The organism is Sphingobium anseongense, from assembly GCF_037725245.1.
Lineage (GTDB): Bacteria > Pseudomonadota > Alphaproteobacteria > Sphingomonadales > Sphingomonadaceae > Sphingobium.
The window spans coordinates 151,901-168,645 of record NZ_JBBJUL010000004.1 but is presented as its reverse complement, the minus strand read 5'-3'; the positions used below and the strand labels follow the sequence as shown (position 1 = coordinate 168,645).

Annotated in this window: 19 protein-coding genes and 1 pseudogene; 10 read left to right on the top strand and 10 right to left on the bottom strand. The window is 64.8% G+C overall.

What is annotated here, in order from left to right; all coding sequences use genetic code 11:
• Window positions 1–96 precede the first annotated feature (96 nt).
• From mltG to WG908_RS07155, 3 genes are all read right to left on the bottom strand, one after another.
• Entirely contained in the window at window positions 97–1,065 is a 969-nt protein-coding gene (mltG, locus tag WG908_RS07165; protein WP_340185880.1) for an endolytic transglycosylase MltG, read from the bottom strand.
• A gap of 8 nt (window positions 1,066–1,073) precedes the next feature.
• Window positions 1,074–2,333 (bottom strand): beta-ketoacyl-ACP synthase II, encoded by a 1,260-nt coding sequence (gene fabF, locus WG908_RS07160; protein ID WP_340185879.1) that lies wholly within the window; start codon window positions 2,331–2,333, stop codon window positions 1,074–1,076.
• Between the two features lie 206 nt (window positions 2,334–2,539).
• Window positions 2,540–2,773, bottom strand: coding sequence for an acyl carrier protein (locus WG908_RS07155; protein WP_006950224.1), 234 nt, complete (start codon window positions 2,771–2,773; stop codon window positions 2,540–2,542).
• Window positions 2,774–2,967: 194 nt separating this feature from the next.
• Here WG908_RS07155 and WG908_RS07150 point away from each other — a divergent pair, with 194 nt between their 5' ends.
• Together WG908_RS07150 and WG908_RS07145 are read left to right on the top strand one after the other, a co-directional pair.
• On the top strand, window positions 2,968–4,194 hold the full coding sequence (locus WG908_RS07150) for a glycosyltransferase family 87 protein (protein WP_340185878.1): 1,227 nt from the start codon (window positions 2,968–2,970) through the stop codon (window positions 4,192–4,194).
• Entirely contained in the window at window positions 4,191–4,760 is a 570-nt protein-coding gene (locus WG908_RS07145; RefSeq protein WP_340185877.1) for a hypothetical protein, read from the top strand. The genes WG908_RS07150 and WG908_RS07145 overlap by 4 nt, the downstream gene beginning before the upstream one ends.
• A 53-nt stretch (window positions 4,761–4,813) precedes the next feature.
• Here the strand turns inward: WG908_RS07145 and fabG are convergent, their stop codons facing one another.
• Window positions 4,814–5,554 carry a 3-oxoacyl-[acyl-carrier-protein] reductase gene (gene fabG, locus WG908_RS07140; RefSeq protein ID WP_340186065.1) on the bottom strand — a complete coding sequence of 247 codons (741 nt, stop codon included), beginning with the start codon at window positions 5,552–5,554 and terminating at the stop codon, window positions 4,814–4,816.
• Between the two features lie 14 nt (window positions 5,555–5,568).
• Window positions 5,569–6,504: an ACP S-malonyltransferase gene (gene fabD / locus WG908_RS07135; RefSeq protein ID WP_340186064.1), complete on the bottom strand. Its 936-nt coding sequence runs from the start codon at window positions 6,502–6,504 to the stop codon at window positions 5,569–5,571.
• Window positions 6,505–6,741: 237 nt separating this feature from the next.
• On the opposite strand from fabD, the gene WG908_RS07130 reads away from it, so the two are divergent.
• Both WG908_RS07130 and WG908_RS16550 read left to right on the top strand, forming a co-directional pair.
• Window positions 6,742–7,143 carry an RcnB family protein gene (locus WG908_RS07130; RefSeq protein ID WP_340185876.1) on the top strand — a complete coding sequence of 134 codons (402 nt, stop codon included), beginning with the start codon at window positions 6,742–6,744 and terminating at the stop codon, window positions 7,141–7,143.
• A gap of 132 nt (window positions 7,144–7,275) precedes the next feature.
• Window positions 7,276–7,509: pseudogene (locus tag WG908_RS16550) on the top strand (BLUF domain-containing protein); the annotation flags it as partial.
• Window positions 7,510–7,704: 195 nt separating this feature from the next.
• Here the strand turns inward: WG908_RS16550 and WG908_RS07120 are convergent.
• Entirely contained in the window at window positions 7,705–9,105 is a 1,401-nt protein-coding gene (locus tag WG908_RS07120) for a GntP family permease (RefSeq protein WP_340185874.1), read from the bottom strand.
• A 221-nt stretch (window positions 9,106–9,326) separates the two neighbouring features.
• Here WG908_RS07120 and rpsF point away from each other — a divergent pair, with 221 nt between their 5' ends.
• From rpsF to rplI, 3 genes are read left to right on the top strand one after another with little or no spacing between them, the layout of a single operon-like run.
• Entirely contained in the window at window positions 9,327–9,746 is a 420-nt protein-coding gene (gene rpsF / locus WG908_RS07115; RefSeq protein WP_340185873.1) for a 30S ribosomal protein S6, read from the top strand.
• A gap of 13 nt (window positions 9,747–9,759) precedes the next feature.
• Complete coding sequence (gene rpsR / locus WG908_RS07110) at window positions 9,760–9,984, top strand: 30S ribosomal protein S18 (protein ID WP_004212076.1); 225 nt, start codon at window positions 9,760–9,762, stop codon at window positions 9,982–9,984.
• A gap of 13 nt (window positions 9,985–9,997) precedes the next feature.
• Entirely contained in the window at window positions 9,998–10,600 is a 603-nt protein-coding gene (rplI, locus tag WG908_RS07105; RefSeq protein WP_340185872.1) for a 50S ribosomal protein L9, read from the top strand.
• A gap of 68 nt (window positions 10,601–10,668) precedes the next feature.
• On the opposite strand, the gene WG908_RS07100 is transcribed toward rplI, so the two are convergent.
• Both WG908_RS07100 and WG908_RS07095 read right to left on the bottom strand, forming a co-directional pair.
• Entirely contained in the window at window positions 10,669–11,364 is a 696-nt protein-coding gene (locus tag WG908_RS07100) for an anti-sigma factor family protein (protein WP_340185871.1), read from the bottom strand.
• Window positions 11,361–11,849, bottom strand: coding sequence for an RNA polymerase sigma factor (locus WG908_RS07095; protein WP_340185870.1), 489 nt, complete (start codon window positions 11,847–11,849; stop codon window positions 11,361–11,363). Before WG908_RS07095 ends, WG908_RS07100 begins: the two co-directional genes overlap by 4 nt.
• A 111-nt stretch (window positions 11,850–11,960) precedes the next feature.
• Here WG908_RS07095 and WG908_RS07090 point away from each other — a divergent pair, with 111 nt between their 5' ends.
• Window positions 11,961–13,217 (top strand): S8 family serine peptidase, encoded by a 1,257-nt coding sequence (locus WG908_RS07090; RefSeq protein WP_340185869.1) that lies wholly within the window; start codon window positions 11,961–11,963, stop codon window positions 13,215–13,217.
• Between the two features lie 99 nt (window positions 13,218–13,316).
• Window positions 13,317–13,961, top strand: coding sequence for a hypothetical protein (locus WG908_RS07085; RefSeq protein ID WP_340185868.1), 645 nt, complete (start codon window positions 13,317–13,319; stop codon window positions 13,959–13,961).
• Window positions 13,962–14,067: 106 nt separating this feature from the next.
• On the opposite strand, the gene ctrA is transcribed toward WG908_RS07085, so the two are convergent.
• Together ctrA and WG908_RS07075 are read right to left on the bottom strand one after the other, a co-directional pair.
• A complete protein-coding gene (ctrA, locus tag WG908_RS07080) occupies window positions 14,068–14,775 on the bottom strand; it encodes a response regulator transcription factor CtrA (RefSeq protein ID WP_340185867.1) in 708 nt (235 codons plus the stop codon).
• A 208-nt stretch (window positions 14,776–14,983) separates the two neighbouring features.
• Window positions 14,984–15,877: a LysR family transcriptional regulator gene (locus WG908_RS07075; RefSeq protein ID WP_340185866.1), complete on the bottom strand. Its 894-nt coding sequence runs from the start codon at window positions 15,875–15,877 to the stop codon at window positions 14,984–14,986.
• A gap of 110 nt (window positions 15,878–15,987) precedes the next feature.
• Between WG908_RS07075 and WG908_RS07070 the strand changes: the two genes are divergently transcribed.
• Window positions 15,988–16,710 (top strand): pirin family protein, encoded by a 723-nt coding sequence (locus tag WG908_RS07070; RefSeq protein ID WP_340185865.1) that lies wholly within the window; start codon window positions 15,988–15,990, stop codon window positions 16,708–16,710.
• The last annotated feature ends 35 nt before the right edge of the window (window positions 16,711–16,745 follow it).

The window sequence follows — 16,745 nt, the reverse complement described above, 5'->3', positions numbered from 1 at the left end:
GCGGCGGGGGAAGGAATCGCCCGCGCTATCATTACCCACGGCGACCGAAAAAGCCCGATCGGGCATACAATATGCTAAGTTAAATTTGCCGCGCGCCTATAGTTCCCCGCGCGATCGCCTGATCTCGAACCATTTGCGCACATTTTCATTATGTTGTTGGTAGGTATCGGCAAAGATATGCCCGCCCTTGCCGTCGGCGACAAAATAAAGCGCCCTGGTCTGCGCCGGTTGCAGCACCGCCAATATCGACAGCCGCCCCGGATTGGCGATCGGCCCCTTGGGCAGGCCCGTCATCGCATAGGTGTTATAATCGTTGACCGCCGCGATTTCGGACTTGCGGATGCGGCGGCCCAACGGCTTGCCCCTGGTGATCGGGTAGATGATCGTCGGGTCGGCCTGAAGCATCATGTTGCTGCGCAGGCGGTTGCCGTAAACGCCCGCGACCGTAGGCCGCTCGGCAGGCACGCTGGTTTCCTTCTCGACGATGCTGGCCAGGATGATCGCCTCGCGCGGCGTCTTCACCACAGCGTTCGGGCTACGCTTCGCCCACAGCTCGGCCAGCGTCCTGTCCATCGCCGCCTGCATCCGCCCGACCACCGCCGCACGCGGTTCGCCCCGGTCGAAAGCATAGCTGTCGGGCAGGATGCTCCCCTCCTGCGGCACCGGAATGTCGCCGGTCAGCTGATCGTTCGCCATCAACCGCTCATGCACCAATATGGACGGCATGCCTTCGGGAATGGTGATCAGCCGGGTCAGCGCCCTGCCCCCTTGCAGGATGGCGAGAATCTCGGCGTTGCTCGCGCCCGGCGGAATACGGAATTCCCCGGCCTTGATCGGTTCGCTGCCGCCAAAGACCTTGGCCCGCGTCAGGAAAGCGTCGGCCGAACGCACCACCCCCGCCTGCCGCAGCAGTACCGCGGCTTCGGACAGGCTCGCGCCTTCGGGGACGATGATCGTCACATCCTTGCCCGGCCCGTCCTCGGTCCAGCCATGGACGAAGCGGAAGGCGACAAAGGCCGTGACGACAAGGCCGATCAGCAATATGATGCAGCCCAGCCGTCGCATGGCCGACCTCAGATGGCTTTCATGATCAGCGACGCGTTGGTTCCGCCAAAGCCGAAGCTGTTGTTCAGCACCGCGCGGACCTTGCGCTCCTTGGCGACATGCGGAACCAGGTCGACGCCCTTGCAGCTTTCGCTCGGGTCATCCAGGTTCAGCGTCGGCGGCACGATGTTGTCGCGCATCGCCAGGATGCAGAAGATGCTTTCCACAGCGCCCGCGCCGCCCAGCAAATGGCCGATCGCCGACTTGGTCGAACTCATCGACATGGTGCTGATATGGTCGCCGAACAGACGGCGAACCGCGCCCAGTTCCAGCTCGTCGCCCAGCGGGGTCGATGTGCCATGGGCGTTGACATAATCGATGTCGGCAAGGGTCAGCCCCGACTTGCGCAGCGCCATTTCCATCGACCGATAGGCGCCCGATCCTTCGGGATGCGGCGCGGTCACATGATAGGCGTCGCCCGACAGGCCATAGCCCACGACCTCGGCATAGATTTTCGCGCCGCGCGCCTTGGCCCGCTCATATTCCTCCAGCACGACGACGCCGGCGCCTTCGCCCATGACGAACCCGTCGCGGTTGACGTCATAGGGCCGCGACGCCTTTTCGGGCGTATCGTTGAAATTGGTCGAAAGTGCGCGCGCCTGCGCAAATCCGGCAATGCCGATGGGGCAGATCGCGCTTTCCGCACCGCCCGCCAGCATGACGTCGGCATCGTCCATCGCGATCATCCGCGCGGCGTCGCCGATCGAATGCGCGCCGGTCGAGCAGGCGGTGACGACCGCGTGGTTGGGACCCATCAGCCCATATTTGATCGAAACCTGGCCCGATATCAGGTTGATGAGGCGGCCATGGACGAAATGCGGCGATACGCGGCTTGGCCCCTTGTTCGCCAGCACCAGCGATTCGCTTTCGATGCCCGGCAGGCCGCCGATGCCCGAACCGATCGAACAGCCGGCGCGCAGCCGCTCTTCCTCGGTCATGTCGAGCAGCCCCGCATCTTTCAGCGCCTCGCTCGCCGCGGCGATGCCAAAGACGATGAACAGATCGACCTGACGCTGGACCTTGTGGTCGACCTCCAGATTGGGATCGAAGCCATAGGGGTGGTCAGCCGGCTTTACTTCGCACGCGATGCGGCATTTGTAATCCGCCGGATCGAAGCGGGTAATCCTCGCCGCGCCCGATTTGGACGCGATGATGTTCTTCCACGTGGTTTCGACATCCCCACCCAGCGGGCTCACCATGCCAAGGCCGGTTACGACGACACGACGCATATCCTAGCTCCAAATTCCCTTATGGCTCTCCGCTCCCCTTAGACGCTCGAAACGCCCTTGTCGAAGGGGCATCGGGCGGCGGAGCGGTCCGCCAGATACGAAACGGCTCTCCAAACTCCGGGGTCACCGGCGGGAGAGCCGCTTGTCAGATGCCCTCGGCGGGCGACCGTGGCCGGGCGACCGTTACCGGCTGCCCGGCGAGACGATTACTGCTTGCTGTCGATATAATCGATCGCGTCCTTGACGGTGCCGATCTTCTCCGCCGCATCGTCGGGAATCTCAACGCCGAACTCTTCCTCGAACGCCATGACAAGCTCGACGATGTCGAGGCTGTCAGCACCCAGATCGTCGATGAAACTGGCATCTTCCGTCACCTTTTCGGCTTCGACGCCCAGATGCTCGACGACGATTTTCTTCACGCGATCCGCAGTCTCACTCATGAGTGGTCCTTCTTCTTTGGTATATAAGTCAGTATCTGAATGGCCGTTAAGGCAACGCCCTAGAGGCAAGGTCGGGCAGAGGCAAGAGGCAAGGCGGCCAAGCCTTGCGCAGGCTGATGGAAACAATCGGGCAACGCACAGGACGATAAGCGGTCCTTAACCGAAATTTCAATGGCGCGCAGCATAAGAAGCGCATGTTTTCTTGGCCTTCCCCGGACAGCTTCATCACGGCCCCCCGCGCGCGGCTGAGCGCGATCCTCGTGCTGGCATCGACGGTGATTGGCCTCGCAATATTGTTCCTGAGCGCCGATGGCACGGTGGATGGCCTGGGCCGACCGCTGGGCACGGACTTTTCCAACGTCTGGACCGCCGGATGGATGGCCGATCATGGCCGCGCCGCCGACGCCTGGAACTGGCCAATGCAGCACGAGGTGCAAAAGCAGGTCCACGGCAACCCGGCAATTCCCTTTTATGGCTGGCATTATCCCCCGCCGTTCCTGATCATCGCGACCCTGCTGGCGCAGTTTTCCTATGTCGCGGCGCTGGTCATCTGGCAGGGGACGACGCTGGCACTGGCGCTGTGCCTGGTCCGGCATATCCTGCCGGGCGACCGCGACGCGATTCTGGTGGCGCTGGGCGCACCGGTGGTGATGGTGTGCCTGGGCCACGGCCAGAACGCCTTCCTGACCGCCAGCCTGCTTGGCGCGGGCATGCTGCTGCTCGACCGCAAGCCGTGGGTGGCGGGCATGCTGCTCGGCGCACTGGTCTACAAACCGCAATTCGCGGTGCTGATCCCGATCCTGATTCTGGTGCGGGGCAATTGGCGGGCGTTCATGGCGGCCGGGTTGACCGTCACGGCGCTGTGCCTGCTGACGCTGGCCATCTGGGGCTGGCCGGTGTGGCAGGCGTTTCGCGATTCCCTGCCGCTGACGCAGCATATCATCATTGAGGCAGGCGCGACCGGCTGGGAAAAGATCCAAAGCCCCTTTGCCGCCATCCGCCAATGGGGCGGCGCCATCCCGGCGGCCTACGCCGTGCAGGGCATCGTCGCGGCTACCGCGATCGCGGCGGCGGCACTGGCGGCACGGCGCGGGTCGATGGAGGTGCGCGGGGCCGCCGCGCTCAGCGCCGCGCTGCTCTGCACGCCCTATGTGCTCGACTATGATTTCGTGCTGCTGGGCGTCGCCATCGCCTTCCTCGCCGCCGACATGAAGCGGCGCGGCCCGCTGCGCTGGGAGCCGACATGGCTCGCCTATGCCTGGCTCGCGCCGCTGTTCGGCCGCTCGCTGTCGGAACTGACCCATGTGCCCGTCAACCTGATCGCCGCCATCGCCGTGCTGGCGCTGGCGGTCCGGCGAACCATCCTGCTGGATGGCGCGTTCACGCTCCGCGGCCTGAAGCCGCGGAGAATCGGAGCATGATACGGATCGCGGCCCTGCTTTTGGCGCTGGGCATCACGCCACCGGCGGTGGCGCAGCAATATGCCGCCAGTACGCAGCATCGGGCAGCGCAGCGGCTCGGCCTGCCGGCGGAGGCGGTGAACGTCACCCCCGCGACATGGAATGGGCGGCTCTGGGTCTTTGCCGATTACCTCGACGGTGCCGCGGGCGCGGAAGAGCGGCAACTGGTGATGCTGGACGAACGGATGGCGCGGCCGCCTGTTCAGGTCACCGTGGGCGAACAGGAGGGCGGCGCGCCCCGCATCCTCGCCATCGGTTTCGCCAATGCGGATCGGGACAAGGCCCGCGAACTGATCGTCCTGTTCGCCTGGGACATCCGCCATTACGACGTCGGCGGCACCATGTATGGCATCCGCATCCTCGACGACTGGAAGCCGGGCCAGAAGGCGCTGGTCCCGGTCAATTCAGCCGAAAAGCTGTTCAGGCAATATGAATGCGATTGCGGCCGGCGCGACGAACCCGACACGGTGGCGAGCGTGAAGACCATCGCCGCCGTCAAGCAGGTGCTGAAACGCGCCGGATATTGAAAAGGGCCGGAACGCGCAGCGCCCGGCCCATCCCGTCTTGTCGCTGCAAGCGATCAGATCATCGCCATGCCGCCATTCACATGCAGCGTCTGGCCGGTGACATAGCCCGCTTCCCTGCTCGCCAGATAGACGACCGCTGCGCCGATATCGTCGCCGCTGCCCAGGTCGCCCGCGGGGATCTTGGTCAGGATTGCGCCCTTCTGCGCATCGTTCAGCGCATCGGTCATGGCCGAACGGATGAAGCCGGGCGCTACGCAGTTCACGGTGATGCCACGGCTCGCCAGTTCCTGGCCCAGCGATTTGGACATGCCGATGATGCCCGCCTTCGACGCGCAATAATTGGCCTGCCCCGGATTGCCGGTGACGCCGACGACGGAGGTGATGGAGATGATGCGGCCGAAACGCGCCTTCATCATCGGCTTGGCGGCGGCGCGGACCAGGCGGAAGGCAGCCTCCAGATTGACGGAAATGACCTGGCTCCATTCCTCATCCTTCATGCGCAGGATCAGGTTGTCGCGAGTGATGCCGGCATTGTTGACGAGGATGTCGAGCCGCCCACCCAGTGCTTCCGCCGCCTGTGGCACCAGCGCATCGACCGAGGCCGGATCGCTGAGGTTGCAGACGATCGTCTTGTGATCGCCGCCCAGTTCGGCGGCGAAGGCCTTGAGCTTTTCTTCATTGCTGCCCGAAAGCGCCAGCGTGGCCCCCTGCGCCGCCAGCGCCCTGGCGATCGACGAACCGATCCCGCCCGAAGCGCCAGTCACCAGCGCGGTCATTCCCGTCAGATCGAACATCATCTTATCCTTGCTTAGAAGGCGGCCAGCGCCGCTTCGATATCGTCCATCGTCACGACGCTGGTCACGGTCGCGTCGGGGGCGATGCGCTTGACCATCGGGGCCAGCACCTTGCCGCCCAGTTCGACGAAGTCGGTGACGCCCGCGTCCCACATCGCCGCGACGGATTCGCGCCAACGCACCCGGCCGGTCACCTGCTCCACCAGCCGCGCCTTGATCTCTTCCGGGTCGGCGATCGGCGCGGCCAGGACATTGGCGTAAACCGGCAGCAGCGGCGCGTTGATCGCGGCCTTGGCCAGCGCCTCCTGCATCGCCTCGGCGGCGGGCTGCATCAACGGGCAGTGGAAGGGCGCGGACACCGGCAGCAGCACGCCGCGCTTGATGCCATGGTCCTTGACCATCGCCACCGCCCGCTCGATCGCGCCGCGATGGCCCGAAATCACCACCTGGGTCGGATCATTGTCATTGGCGACAGTGCAGACCTCGCCTTGCGCCGCCGCATCGGCCAGCGCCTGCGCCTTGTCGATGTCGGCGCCCAGCAGCGCCGCCATCGCGCCCTCGCCCACCGGCACCGCCGCCTGCATCGCCTGCCCGCGCAGCTTGAGCAGGCGCGCGGTCGTGCCGATGTCGAACGCTTCGGCCGCACACAGCGCGCTATATTCGCCAAGGCTGTGGCCGGCGACATAGTCGCCCTTGTCGGCCAGCGCGAAGCCGCCTTCGCGCTGCATCACCCGCAACGTCGCCAGCGCATTGGCCATGATCGCGGGCTGAGCATTTTCGGTGAGGGTCAGATCGCTTTCGGGTCCTTCCACCATGATGCGGAACAGGTTCTGCGACAGCGCCTCGTCGACTTCCTGGAACAACTCGCGCGCGGCGGGGCTGGCATCGCACAGCGCCTTGCCCATGCCCACCGACTGGCTGCCCTGGCCGGGGAAAAGGAAAGCCCTCATCATTCATCCTCTTGCTTGTTCAGGTCCGCGACCCGACGCTTCGGTCGCGCCCCTTTATCCCCGTCCTGCAATAAGGAAAAGGTTGGAAATAGCTGCATTTCTGAACAGCGGTTCAGGCCGAAGCGGGTTTTGATACACTTTCCCACATTCTTCGCCCTTCCTGGCACATGGCTGCGACAGTCGCCGCCTATTTCTGTCTTCGACGCCAAGAAGGCGCCCGAGACAAAGGAGCAAGAGATGTTCAAGAAAATCCTCATGGCGCTGACCACCACCGCCCTGGTCGCCAGCCCGATCGTCACCGCCCAGGCCCAGGCGGCGCCGCATGATCGCCAGGTCAGCCGCACCGTCGTCAAGCAGGATAATCGCGGACGCACCGTCGTCCGTCAGCGCACGACTGTTCGCAACGACCGCCACTATCGCGATACTGGCCGCCGCGCCGTCAGCCAGCATCGCTGGGCCAAGGGACAGCGGTTCGACCGCCGTCAGGCAAATAACTACCGCGTGATCAACAATTATCGCGGTTATCGCCTGAGCGCTCCGCCGCGCGGCTATCAATGGGTGCAGTCGGGCAATGACGCGGTCATGATCGCTCTGGCCACCGGCATCATCGGCGCGGTTATCGGCGGCGCGATCCGCTAAGCCGCCCAGGACAATCCACGCAGCGCCCCCGAAAGTCGTTTCGGGGGCGTTAGCGCATTTGGAATTGATCGAGGTTAAATACCGGATTTTAATAGGTTTTGTGCCATCCCGGCAAAAGAAAACCCGGTGGCAATGAGGATGTCGATGGCACTGTATCAGATCATGTATATCAGTACTGCGGCAAGGCCGATCAGCGCCGATGAATGTCGCGGCATCGCCTATGCCTCAGCCGCCAACAATCGCCGGCAGGATGTCACCGGGCTGTTGCTGTTCAACTCCCGCCGCTTCCTTCAGGTGCTGGAAGGTCCAGAACCAAGCGTCAATGCCATTTTCGACCGGATTACCGCCGATCCCCGCCATCGCGCGGTCGTAAGGCTGCGCCAGGGCAGCGTTGCGAACCGGGAATTTGGCGAATGGGCAATGGCGTTCGACGATCCCGGCCATTCTTCGGCAACCTTGAGCGAAAAGGTGGCGCTGCTGCTCGACAAGGCCGGCCCGTCGACGCGCGCCCATTTCATCGGGTCGGCCGAAATGCACCGCGCCCACTGAACGACACGCCCTTCATACCAGTCCGGACAGATAATAGGTCGCAATGACGACGAACACAGCCGTCGTCTTGATGAGAGTGAGGGCGAATATATCCTTGTAGGCCTGGCGATGGGTCAGGCCGGTAACGGCCAGCAGGGTGATGACCGCGCCGTTATGCGGCAGGCTGTCCATGCCGCCGCTCGCCATCGACGCGACCCGGTGCAGCACCTCGCGCGGGATACCGGCTGCGTCGCCCGCGGCCATGAACTGTTCGGCCATGGCCGCGAGCGCGATCGACAGCCCGCCCGACGCCGATCCCGTGATCCCCGCCAGCGACGTGACCGTGATCGCCTCGTTGATCAGCGGATTGGGCACGCCCCTGAGCGCGTCCTTGACGACCAGGAAGCCCGGCAGCGCCGCGATCACCGCGCCGAACCCATATTCGACCGCCGTGTTCATGCCTGCCAGCAACGCGCCGCCCACCGCGGCCTTCGATCCTTCGGCAAAGCGTTTCGCGACGGTCGAAAAGGCAAATATCAGGATCGTGCCGATGCCCAGCAGCAACGCACCCTCGACCGCCCACAGCGCGGACAGTTGCGCCAGCTTGACCGTGACAGGGTCCGGCAGGCCCGCCATCGAAACGCTGACCTGGTCGGTCGCGACCAGACGCGGGATCGCGATCGTCAGCAACAGATTGCTCACCCCCACCACCGCCAGCGGCAACAGCGCGACCAGCGGATGGACCTGCCCCGCCTGCTCCACGGGTTCAGGCTCGTTGATCAGCGTTTCGGACGCGCCATAGCCCTCGCCCGCGGCCATCAGCGACCGCCGCCGCCAGTCGAGATAGGCAAGGCCGGCGGTCGCGATGCACAGCGACCCGATCGTTCCCAGCACCGGCGCGGCCCAGGTTGTCGTGCCGAAAAAGCTGGTCGGAATGATATTCTGAATCTGCGGCGTGCCGGGCAGCGCGTCCATGGTGAAGGTGATCGCGCCCAGGCCGATCGTCGCGGGCACCAGTCGTTTGGGGATCTCGGCCCTGCGGAACAGCTCGGCGGCGAAGGGGTAGACGGCGAACACCGCGACGAACACCGACACGCCGCCATAGGTCAGCAATGCGGTCACCAGAACGATGGCGGGAATGGCCCGGCGGCTGCCGACCAATCCGATGACGGCTTCGACGATGGCGCGGGAAAAACCCGAAATCTCGATCAGCTTGCCAAACAAGGCGCCCAGCAGGAACACCGGGAAATAGAGTTTGAGGAAACTCGCCACCTTTTCCATGAACAGGCCGGAAAAGACCGTGGGCACGGCGACCGGATCGGTCAGGAACACCGCCAGCATCGCGAGCAGCGGGGCCATGATGATGACGCTCATGCCGCGATAGGCGGCGATCATCAGCAATATCAGCGACAATGCGGCTATCGCAACGGCCATACCGACTCTCCCCCGACGTCGCCCAGCCCCGACGGTTAGGGTAGGAAGCCGGGCCAGATCAACCCGCGCTTGCCATTCCGCCGCGTTTCCGTCATAGGCCGCGCTTCGCAAGGCTCCGGGGTGACTCGGCGTCGGGCGATGCAATGTTTTTGAGACGACAGCTGGAGGGGCGTTGCGCATGGGGCGCGCGTCAGCGATCAGCCAACATAGAAGGAAAACCCATGGCTCTTTACGAGCATGTGTTCCTTGCGCGCCAGGATCTGGCACAGGCGCAGGTGGACGCGCTGGCGGAAACCGCCACCAAGATTATCGAAGACAATCAGGGCAAAGTCACCAAGGTCGAAACCTGGGGCCTGCGCAGCCTGGCCTACAAGATCGCGAAGAATCGCAAGGCGCATTATGTCATGCTCAACATCGACGCGCCCGGCGGCGTGATCGCCGAACTGGAGCGCCAGACCCAGATCAACGAGGACGTCATCCGCTACATGACCATCAAGGTCGATGAGCTGGAAGCTGGCCCGTCGGCCGTGATGCGCAAGCAGGAACGGTCCGATCGTGACCGTGGCGAGCGTGGTGATCGTGGCCCGCGCCGCGACGACCGTGGCGATCGCGGTCCGCGTCAAGACGCAACCGGCGAATAAGGAGGACTGACCCATGGCACGCCCATTTTTCCGCCGCCGCAAGAGCTGCCCCTTCGCCGCCAAGGATGCGCCGAAGATCGACTACAAGGACGTTCGTCTGCTCCAGGGCTTCGTGTCCGAGCGCGGCAAGATCGTTCCCAGCCGCATCACCGCCGTTTCGGCCAAGAAGCAGCGCGAACTGGCTCAGGCCATCAAGCGCGCCCGTCATCTGGGCCTGCTGCCCTACATCGTGAAGTGAGGGAGTAGCACCCATGGAAATCATTCTGCTCGAACGTATCGAGAAGCTGGGCGCAATCGGCGACATCGTCACCGTGAAGGACGGCTATGCCCGTAACTTCCTGCTCCCCAACAAAAAGGCTCTTCGTTCCAACAACGCGAACAAGAAGGTCTTTGAAGCCAACCGCGCCAAGATCGAGGCCGACAACGCCGCGCGGCGCAGCGATGCCGAACTGGCGTCGAAGGATGTCGACGGCACGCAGATCGTCCTGATCCGCCAGTCGTCCAACGCTGGCGCGCTCTATGGCTCGGTTGCGGTTCGCGACATCATCGAAGCGCTGCACGCCGACGGCAAGACCAACGTCACCAAGGCGATGGTCGTGCTGGAACGGCCGATCAAGACGCTCGGCCTGTTCGACGTCAAGGTCGCGCTGCATCCCGAAGTGACCGTCAACATTCAGGTGAACGTCGCACGTTCGCCCGAAGAGGCCGAACTTCAGAAGCAGGGCGTCGACGTGATGGCCGACCTGTTCGAAAAGGACGAAGCCGGCTTCACCGAAGCCTATGATCCGAACGCGGAGCCGGGCGAAATCGCTCAGGACCCCGCCGACGAGGTTGAGGACGCGCAGGACGCCTGACACCTCTTCAAACGACAAAAGGAAGGCCGCCCGGACCAGATTCGGGCGGCCTTTTTGTGTCTGAAGCACTATTGCCCTGCGGCCCACCCGCCATCGCGTGCCCGCGCTTCGGTTTGCGGATCGGCTGGATCGCCCACGATCAGCGCATCGACAGTGGCAGCCAGGCGCGAATCGGATGACGACGCCTGGCGATAGCCTGTCCCCCGCCCCTTCCCCGGCAACAGCTGTTGCATCTGCCATGTATCGCCGTCGCGGCATGCGACACCGGCCAGGTCCGCGCCATCGAAGCTGCGGCACCAGCCGCCGCCCTTGCGCCGGAAACTGACCCCTATTTCGACCGCGCCCGGCGCTGCGGCGAGCTGGGTATCAAGCGCGGACGCGAGCGCGCCCTGCGCCACCATCCGCCCGTCCCGCACGGCGACGGGGCTACCCTCGCCAACCGAAAAGCGGCCAAAGCCGATCCCCAGCAGGAGGCTGGCGGCAATGGCGCCGCCCATCGCCCATGCCGCCCGGCGCGATCGGGGCCGAACGATCGGCGTGACGATGGCAGCTTCGCGCAACAGCGCGGCGAAGCGTTCGGGGGGTGGTTCTTGCTCGACCGGTGCATAATGGGCCGAAAGCCGATCGCGCAGCAGCCGGTGCGCGGCCAATCGCTCGCCCAACGCCGGGTCGTCGGCGATTGCGCGCTCCACCCGCCGCCGGGTCACTTCGTCCAGTTCGCCGTCGCACAGCGCGATCAGCATATCTTCCGATATGTCGCTCATGCCGCCTCCCCCATCAGTTCGATCAACGCACCACGGCCCCGCACCAGCCGCGACGTCAACGTCCCCATCGGCACGCCCAGTATCTCGGCGGCCTGCTTGTAGGACAGGCCCTCCACCAGGACGAGAGCGATCGCCTCGCGCTGTTCATCGGGCAAGGCCTGCATCGCACGGTCGACATCGGACAGCATCACATTCGCCTCTATCTGGCGATCACCGGCAAAGCCGACATGCGCGCCGGCCTCTTCCGCGACGAAGGTTTTCGCGGCGCGTTGCCGTGTCCGTCCCTCGTCGATCCACAGGTTACGCATGATCCGGTACATCCAGCTATCCAGTCTCGTTCCCGCCTGCCATTGATCGCGCGCCCGCAGCGCGCGCTCGATCGCCGCCTGACACAGATCGTCGGCGTCGGATCGATCGTGCGACAGGCTGACGGCGAACCGCCGAAGCCGGGGCACCAGCGCCAACAGATCGGCTTCAAACGACATTCAGGCTCCATTACGCTTCGTTCGGGGATGAAACGTGCGATGTCGGGCGTTTCATCCGTGTAGCTCCGCTATTTTTTGCACGCAGCGCGGTTATTGATGACAGGATATAGAATGTTGAAACCCCTGGGGCTGATTGCAAGCCTTTTGCTGATGGCCACGTCTGGATCGGCCCAATTGCTGGGATCGCCGCGTGACGGACTGAATCCGCTGCCTGCGGGCGTGCCGCGGTTGCTCGACCAGGCAGATGACCTGATCGACCGGGCCGGGCTGGATCGCCTGTCGCCCCGCGCGCTGACCCGGCAGTTGGAGGCAGCGCGCCTGACGCGCATCGCCGATCTTATCCGTCGGCATCGCGCCGATATCGAGCTGGACGATCGCCGCCAGCCGGCACGGCGCGGCACCATATTGCTGACCGGCGCGGATGACGCGACGGTCGCCGCGCTTCGCAACGCCGGATATGGCGTGACCGCAGAACGGATCGAGGGGCTGGACCTGCCCGTCATCATCCTTGCCGTGCCAACGGGTCGGCCGCTGGCCACTGCGTTGCAAGAGGTTCGGCGGCTGGCCCCCGGTGCAGAGGCGAGCGCGGATAATCTCTATTTGTCGAGCGGCACTGTGACCGGCATGGCCGCGCCGCTGGCGCATGGCGTGTCCGTCGGGGACGGGGCGGCGGGGCTGATCGACGGCGGTGTCGCGCGGCACCCCGCATTCACTGGCGCGATCGAACAGCGCGGCTTCGCACGCGGCGCGCCGCGCGCCACGGCGCATGGCACAGCGGTCGCCTCGCTCATCAGCGGTTCGGGCACGATCCGTGGCGCCGCGCCCGGCGCACCGCTGCTCGTGGCCGATATCTATGGCGACGACCCCGCAGGCGGGGGCGCGTTCGCAATTGCGCGGGCGCTCGGCTGGATGGCGTCGCGCCGCGCTCCGGTGGTGACGATGAGCCTGGTCGGCCCCGACAATCCATTGCTCGCCGGCGCGATCCGGCTGGCGCGCGAACGGGGCGTGACCATCGTTGCGGCCGTCGGCAATGATGGGCCGGCGGCGCCGCTCGCCTATCCCGCCTCCTATCCGGGTGTGCTGGCGGTCAGCGGCGTGAACGGACGCAACCGGCTGCTGCCCGAAGCGGGGCGGGCAGCGCGCGTCGATTTCGTTGCACCGGCGGCGGACATGAACGCGGCGGCACCCGCCGGAGGCCGGGTCGCCGTGCGTGGAACATCCTTCGCCGCGCCGCTTGTCGCGGGTCGGCTGTTCGCGCTGGGCGGCCGCGCCAAGCTGGAAGCCGAGGCGCAGGATCTGGGCGACAAGGGCCCCGACAGCCGCTACGGCCATGGCCTCCTGTGCGGAACATGCAGAAACAAATATTGAATTTCAAAGAGTTATAATATTTTATCGTTCCCCAGGGATTAATCGCCCCGCGCGTCCCGTTGTCTCCTCATCGAAGTTGAACAACCAAGGAGACGATCGATGAAAACCCATATTCTTGTCGCTGCCGCCTGCATCACTGCCATCGCGGCCATGCCTGCACAGGCGCAACTGCTCGGCGGCGGCGGGCTTGGCGGGTCGTTGGGCGGGTCGCTGGGCGGGTCGCTGGGTCGCACGACCGGATCGCTGGGCGGCACGTTGAACGGCTCTGGCGACATCGGTCTGGATCGCAGCATAGACGCCCGCGAAGGCAAGGCCAGCGCCCGCGGATCGGGATCTGGCGCGCTTGACGGCGCGGTCGATGGCTCGACCCGCCGGGGTGACCGCGATCGCAGCGCCCGCGCGTCCGGTTCGGCCAACGGCAATGCGAGCGGGGGCGTGGCGCTCGATACGCTCGGCACCAACGACGTCGGCAACGCCGTGGGCGGTGTACGCGATACGGCATCCTCCACCGCCGGCCGGGCGCGCGATCGCGCCGGATCAGCCGCCGCCGCGACCCGCGACCGGGCCGGTCAGGCCGTCGATGCGACGCGGGGACGTGCGGCTGGAACAGCGGCTGCAGCCGGATCAGCCGCCGGCAATGTCAGCGGCAGCGCGATGGATGCCGCCAGCGGCGCCGCTTCGGTGAATGCCGGCGGCCAGGCCAGCGGCAGCGGCAGCGTGTCGCAGGCGGACGAAGCGGAATAGCCCAAAGCAATCATCAGGCGCAGTCCCCATATCCCCATCGCGCCTGACAAAAAAAGGCCGGCGACCCCCAAGGATCGCCGGCCTTTTCACGAATATTGCGAGCGGCTCAGGCGACCTGCGCCTCAAGCTCCGCCACTTCGTCGGGATCGCGCAGCACATAGCCGCGGCCCCAGACCGTTTCGATATAATTGTCGCCGCTACAGGCCAGCGCCAGCTTCTTGCGCAGCTTGCAGATAAACACGTCGATAATCTTGAGTTCGGGCTCGTCCATCCCGCCGTAGAGATGGTTGAGGAACATTTCCTTGGTCAGCGTCGTGCCCTTGCGCAACGACAGCAGTTCGAGCATCGCATATTCCTTGCCGGTCAGGTGAACGCGGTTGCCGTCCACTTCCACCGTCTTGGCATCGAGATTGACCGCCAGCTTGCCCGTGCGAATGACCGACTGCGAATGCCCCTTGGACCGGCGAACGACGGCATGGATGCGCGCCACCAGTTCTTCGCGGTGAAAGGGCTTGGTCACATAATCGTCGGCGCCAAAGCCGAAGGAGCGGACCTTGCTGTCCATCTCGGCGATGCCCGACAGGATGAGAACGGGGGTCTGCACCTTGGCCGCGCGCAATTTCTTGAGCACATCATAGCCGTGCATGTCGGGCAGGTTCAGGTCTAGGCAGATGATGTCATAATCATAGAGCTTGCCCAGATCGAGCCCCTCTTCGCCCAGGTCCGTCGTATAGACGTTGAACCCCTCGGTCGTGAGCATCAGCTCGATGGCCTTGGCGGTGGTCGGTTCGTCCTCAATCAGCAGCACGCGCATGTGAAGCCCCTCTGTGGCAGCAGTTCCGTTCCCCCCTCAGAACGGCACCTGCACTTAATCATTAACCAAAAAACTTCTGAACGACAAAGGTTAATTTTTCCCTAACCCGCAGAAGTCCACGAGTCGACGGATTTCGAATCTGTTTACAAAGGGTTGAGGTCAAAAAGAATCTTGCGGAGTCAATTCAGATTCGCTTGCGTAACGGTCCTCAGCAACCATGATGGCGCGCGAGGAAATCAAGCAGCGCGTCGACCCGCGCCGGCCGCAGCCTCGACGGAGGCGTAACCAGATGGACCCCCAACGGAGGCGGGCGCCATTCGGGAAGAATCTCCTCCAGTTCGCCCGAGGCGAGCCCGGCCCCGATGATGAAATCGGGCAGCATCGCAATGCCAAGACCGCCGATCAGCGCCGGCAGCATCGCATCGCCGCTGTTCGTCAGCAGCCGGGGGCGCACCTGCACGGCGACATGCTGTTCGCCGGGGCCATTCAGCTTCCAGGTGTCGGGCGTCGCGGCGTTGGCGTAGCACAGACAGTCATGCGCGCCGAGGTCGGACGGGTGCGATGGCCGACCCCGTGTCGCCAGATAGGCAGGCGCGGCGACGATGTGAATCTGCACGTCGGCAAGCCGTCTGGCGCGCAGCGAACTGTCGGGCATGTCGGCGATGCGCAGCGTCGCGTCCAGCCCCATGTCGATGATGTCGATATGCGCGTCGGACAGGTGCAGGTCGACATTTACCAGCGGATAGTCGCGCATGAACTGCGCCAGCAACGGCGCCACCCGGATCAGGCCGAACGTCATCGGCGCGCCCAGGCGGACGGTCCCGGCCAGCACCGCCGTCTCATCGCGCGCCGCTTCTTCCGCCGCCGCGCCCTCGGCCAGGATGCGCGCGGCATGATCCGCCAGCCTGCGCCCGCTTTCGGTCAGCGCCAGCCTGCGGCTGGTACGGCTGAACAGGCTGGTGTCGAGATGCTGTTCCAGCCGGGTCACCGCCTTGGACACGGTAGCCTTGGACACGCTGAGCGCGCGGGCCGCGTCGGTGAAGCTGCGATGCTCGACCACCGCCGCGAACATGGCCCATGCCTCAAAGTCAGGTAATCGCATAAGGAAACAATCCGTTTCAATGATGCTTATTTCGGAAACGATGGTGCCGTCTATATCGGCGGAAAGCAAGCCGGAATGTCCGGCCAACCGACAAATGAAAGGACAGCATAATGAGCACCGCCCTCTCCCCCCGCGTCGAGCGCCGCCCCTTCGCATCGCTGGGCGCCGCCGATCATGGCTGGCTGAACGCACGCCATCATTTCTCGTTCGCAAATTATCACGACCCCGACCGTATGGGCTGGGGCGCGATCCGGGTGTGGAATGATGACGAGATCGCCGCGCGCTCGGGCTTCCCGCCCCATCCCCATGCCGACATGGAAATCATCACCTATGTCCGCAAGGGCGCGATCACGCACAAGGACAGCCTGGGCAATGAAGGTCGCACCGTCGCTGGCGACGTCCAGGTGATGAGCGCAGGCACCGGCATCCGTCACGCCGAATATAATCTGGAGGACGAGACGAGCACATTGTTCCAGATCTGGATCATGCCGCGCACACGCGGCGGCGCGCCCAGCTGGGGCACCAAGCCATTCCCGCGCGACGATCGCAACGGCGCGCTGGTTGTCCTGGCGAGCGGTTATGACGCCGATGGCGAAGCGTTGCGCATTCGTGCCGACGCCCGGCTGCTGGGCGGCACGCTGAAGGCGGGGACGAGCGTGACCTATGACAGCGACGAGGGGCGCCACCTCTACCTCGTCGCTGCGACCGGACGGATCGCGATAGAAGGCGAGACATTCGAAGCGCGCGACGGCGCCGCAATCCTGAGCGCCGGCGGTCCCGTCACCATCACCGCGATCGCGGACAGCGAGATCGTCCTGGTCGACAGCCAATAGGCGCCGATGCGCGCCTGCCGCCCGCGCGCTTTCCC

What these genes read in the sequence shown, in the direction of transcription:
- rpsF (WP_340185873.1), top strand. Translation starts at nt 9,327, where the DNA reads ATGGCTCTTTACGAGCATGTGTTCCTTGCGCGCCAGGATCTGGCACAG.
- WG908_RS07070 (WP_340185865.1), top strand. Translation starts at nt 15,988, where the DNA reads ATGAGCACCGCCCTCTCCCCCCGCGTCGAGCGCCGCCCCTTCGCATCG.
- WG908_RS07155 (WP_006950224.1), bottom strand. Translation starts at nt 2,773, where the DNA reads ATGAGTGAGACTGCGGATCGCGTGAAGAAAATCGTCGTCGAGCATCTG.
- fabF (WP_340185879.1), bottom strand. Translation starts at nt 2,333, where the DNA reads ATGCGTCGTGTCGTCGTAACCGGCCTTGGCATGGTGAGCCCGCTGGGT.
- WG908_RS07085 (WP_340185868.1), top strand. Translation starts at nt 13,317, where the DNA reads ATGAAAACCCATATTCTTGTCGCTGCCGCCTGCATCACTGCCATCGCG.
- fabD (WP_340186064.1), bottom strand. Translation starts at nt 6,504, where the DNA reads ATGAGGGCTTTCCTTTTCCCCGGCCAGGGCAGCCAGTCGGTGGGCATG.
- mltG (WP_340185880.1), bottom strand. Translation starts at nt 1,065, where the DNA reads ATGCGACGGCTGGGCTGCATCATATTGCTGATCGGCCTTGTCGTCACG.
- WG908_RS07120 (WP_340185874.1), bottom strand. Translation starts at nt 9,105, where the DNA reads ATGGCCGTTGCGATAGCCGCATTGTCGCTGATATTGCTGATGATCGCC.
- WG908_RS07145 (WP_340185877.1), top strand. Translation starts at nt 4,191, where the DNA reads ATGATACGGATCGCGGCCCTGCTTTTGGCGCTGGGCATCACGCCACCG.
- WG908_RS07090 (WP_340185869.1), top strand. Translation starts at nt 11,961, where the DNA reads ATGTTGAAACCCCTGGGGCTGATTGCAAGCCTTTTGCTGATGGCCACG.
- WG908_RS07100 (WP_340185871.1), bottom strand. Translation starts at nt 11,364, where the DNA reads ATGAGCGACATATCGGAAGATATGCTGATCGCGCTGTGCGACGGCGAA.
- WG908_RS07150 (WP_340185878.1), top strand. Translation starts at nt 2,968, where the DNA reads ATGTTTTCTTGGCCTTCCCCGGACAGCTTCATCACGGCCCCCCGCGCG.
- rpsR (WP_004212076.1), top strand. Translation starts at nt 9,760, where the DNA reads ATGGCACGCCCATTTTTCCGCCGCCGCAAGAGCTGCCCCTTCGCCGCC.
- WG908_RS07130 (WP_340185876.1), top strand. Translation starts at nt 6,742, where the DNA reads ATGTTCAAGAAAATCCTCATGGCGCTGACCACCACCGCCCTGGTCGCC.
- WG908_RS07075 (WP_340185866.1), bottom strand. Translation starts at nt 15,877, where the DNA reads ATGCGATTACCTGACTTTGAGGCATGGGCCATGTTCGCGGCGGTGGTC.
- rplI (WP_340185872.1), top strand. Translation starts at nt 9,998, where the DNA reads ATGGAAATCATTCTGCTCGAACGTATCGAGAAGCTGGGCGCAATCGGC.
- ctrA (WP_340185867.1), bottom strand. Translation starts at nt 14,775, where the DNA reads ATGCGCGTGCTGCTGATTGAGGACGAACCGACCACCGCCAAGGCCATC.
- fabG (WP_340186065.1), bottom strand. Translation starts at nt 5,554, where the DNA reads ATGTTCGATCTGACGGGAATGACCGCGCTGGTGACTGGCGCTTCGGGC.
- WG908_RS07095 (WP_340185870.1), bottom strand. Translation starts at nt 11,849, where the DNA reads ATGTCGTTTGAAGCCGATCTGTTGGCGCTGGTGCCCCGGCTTCGGCGG.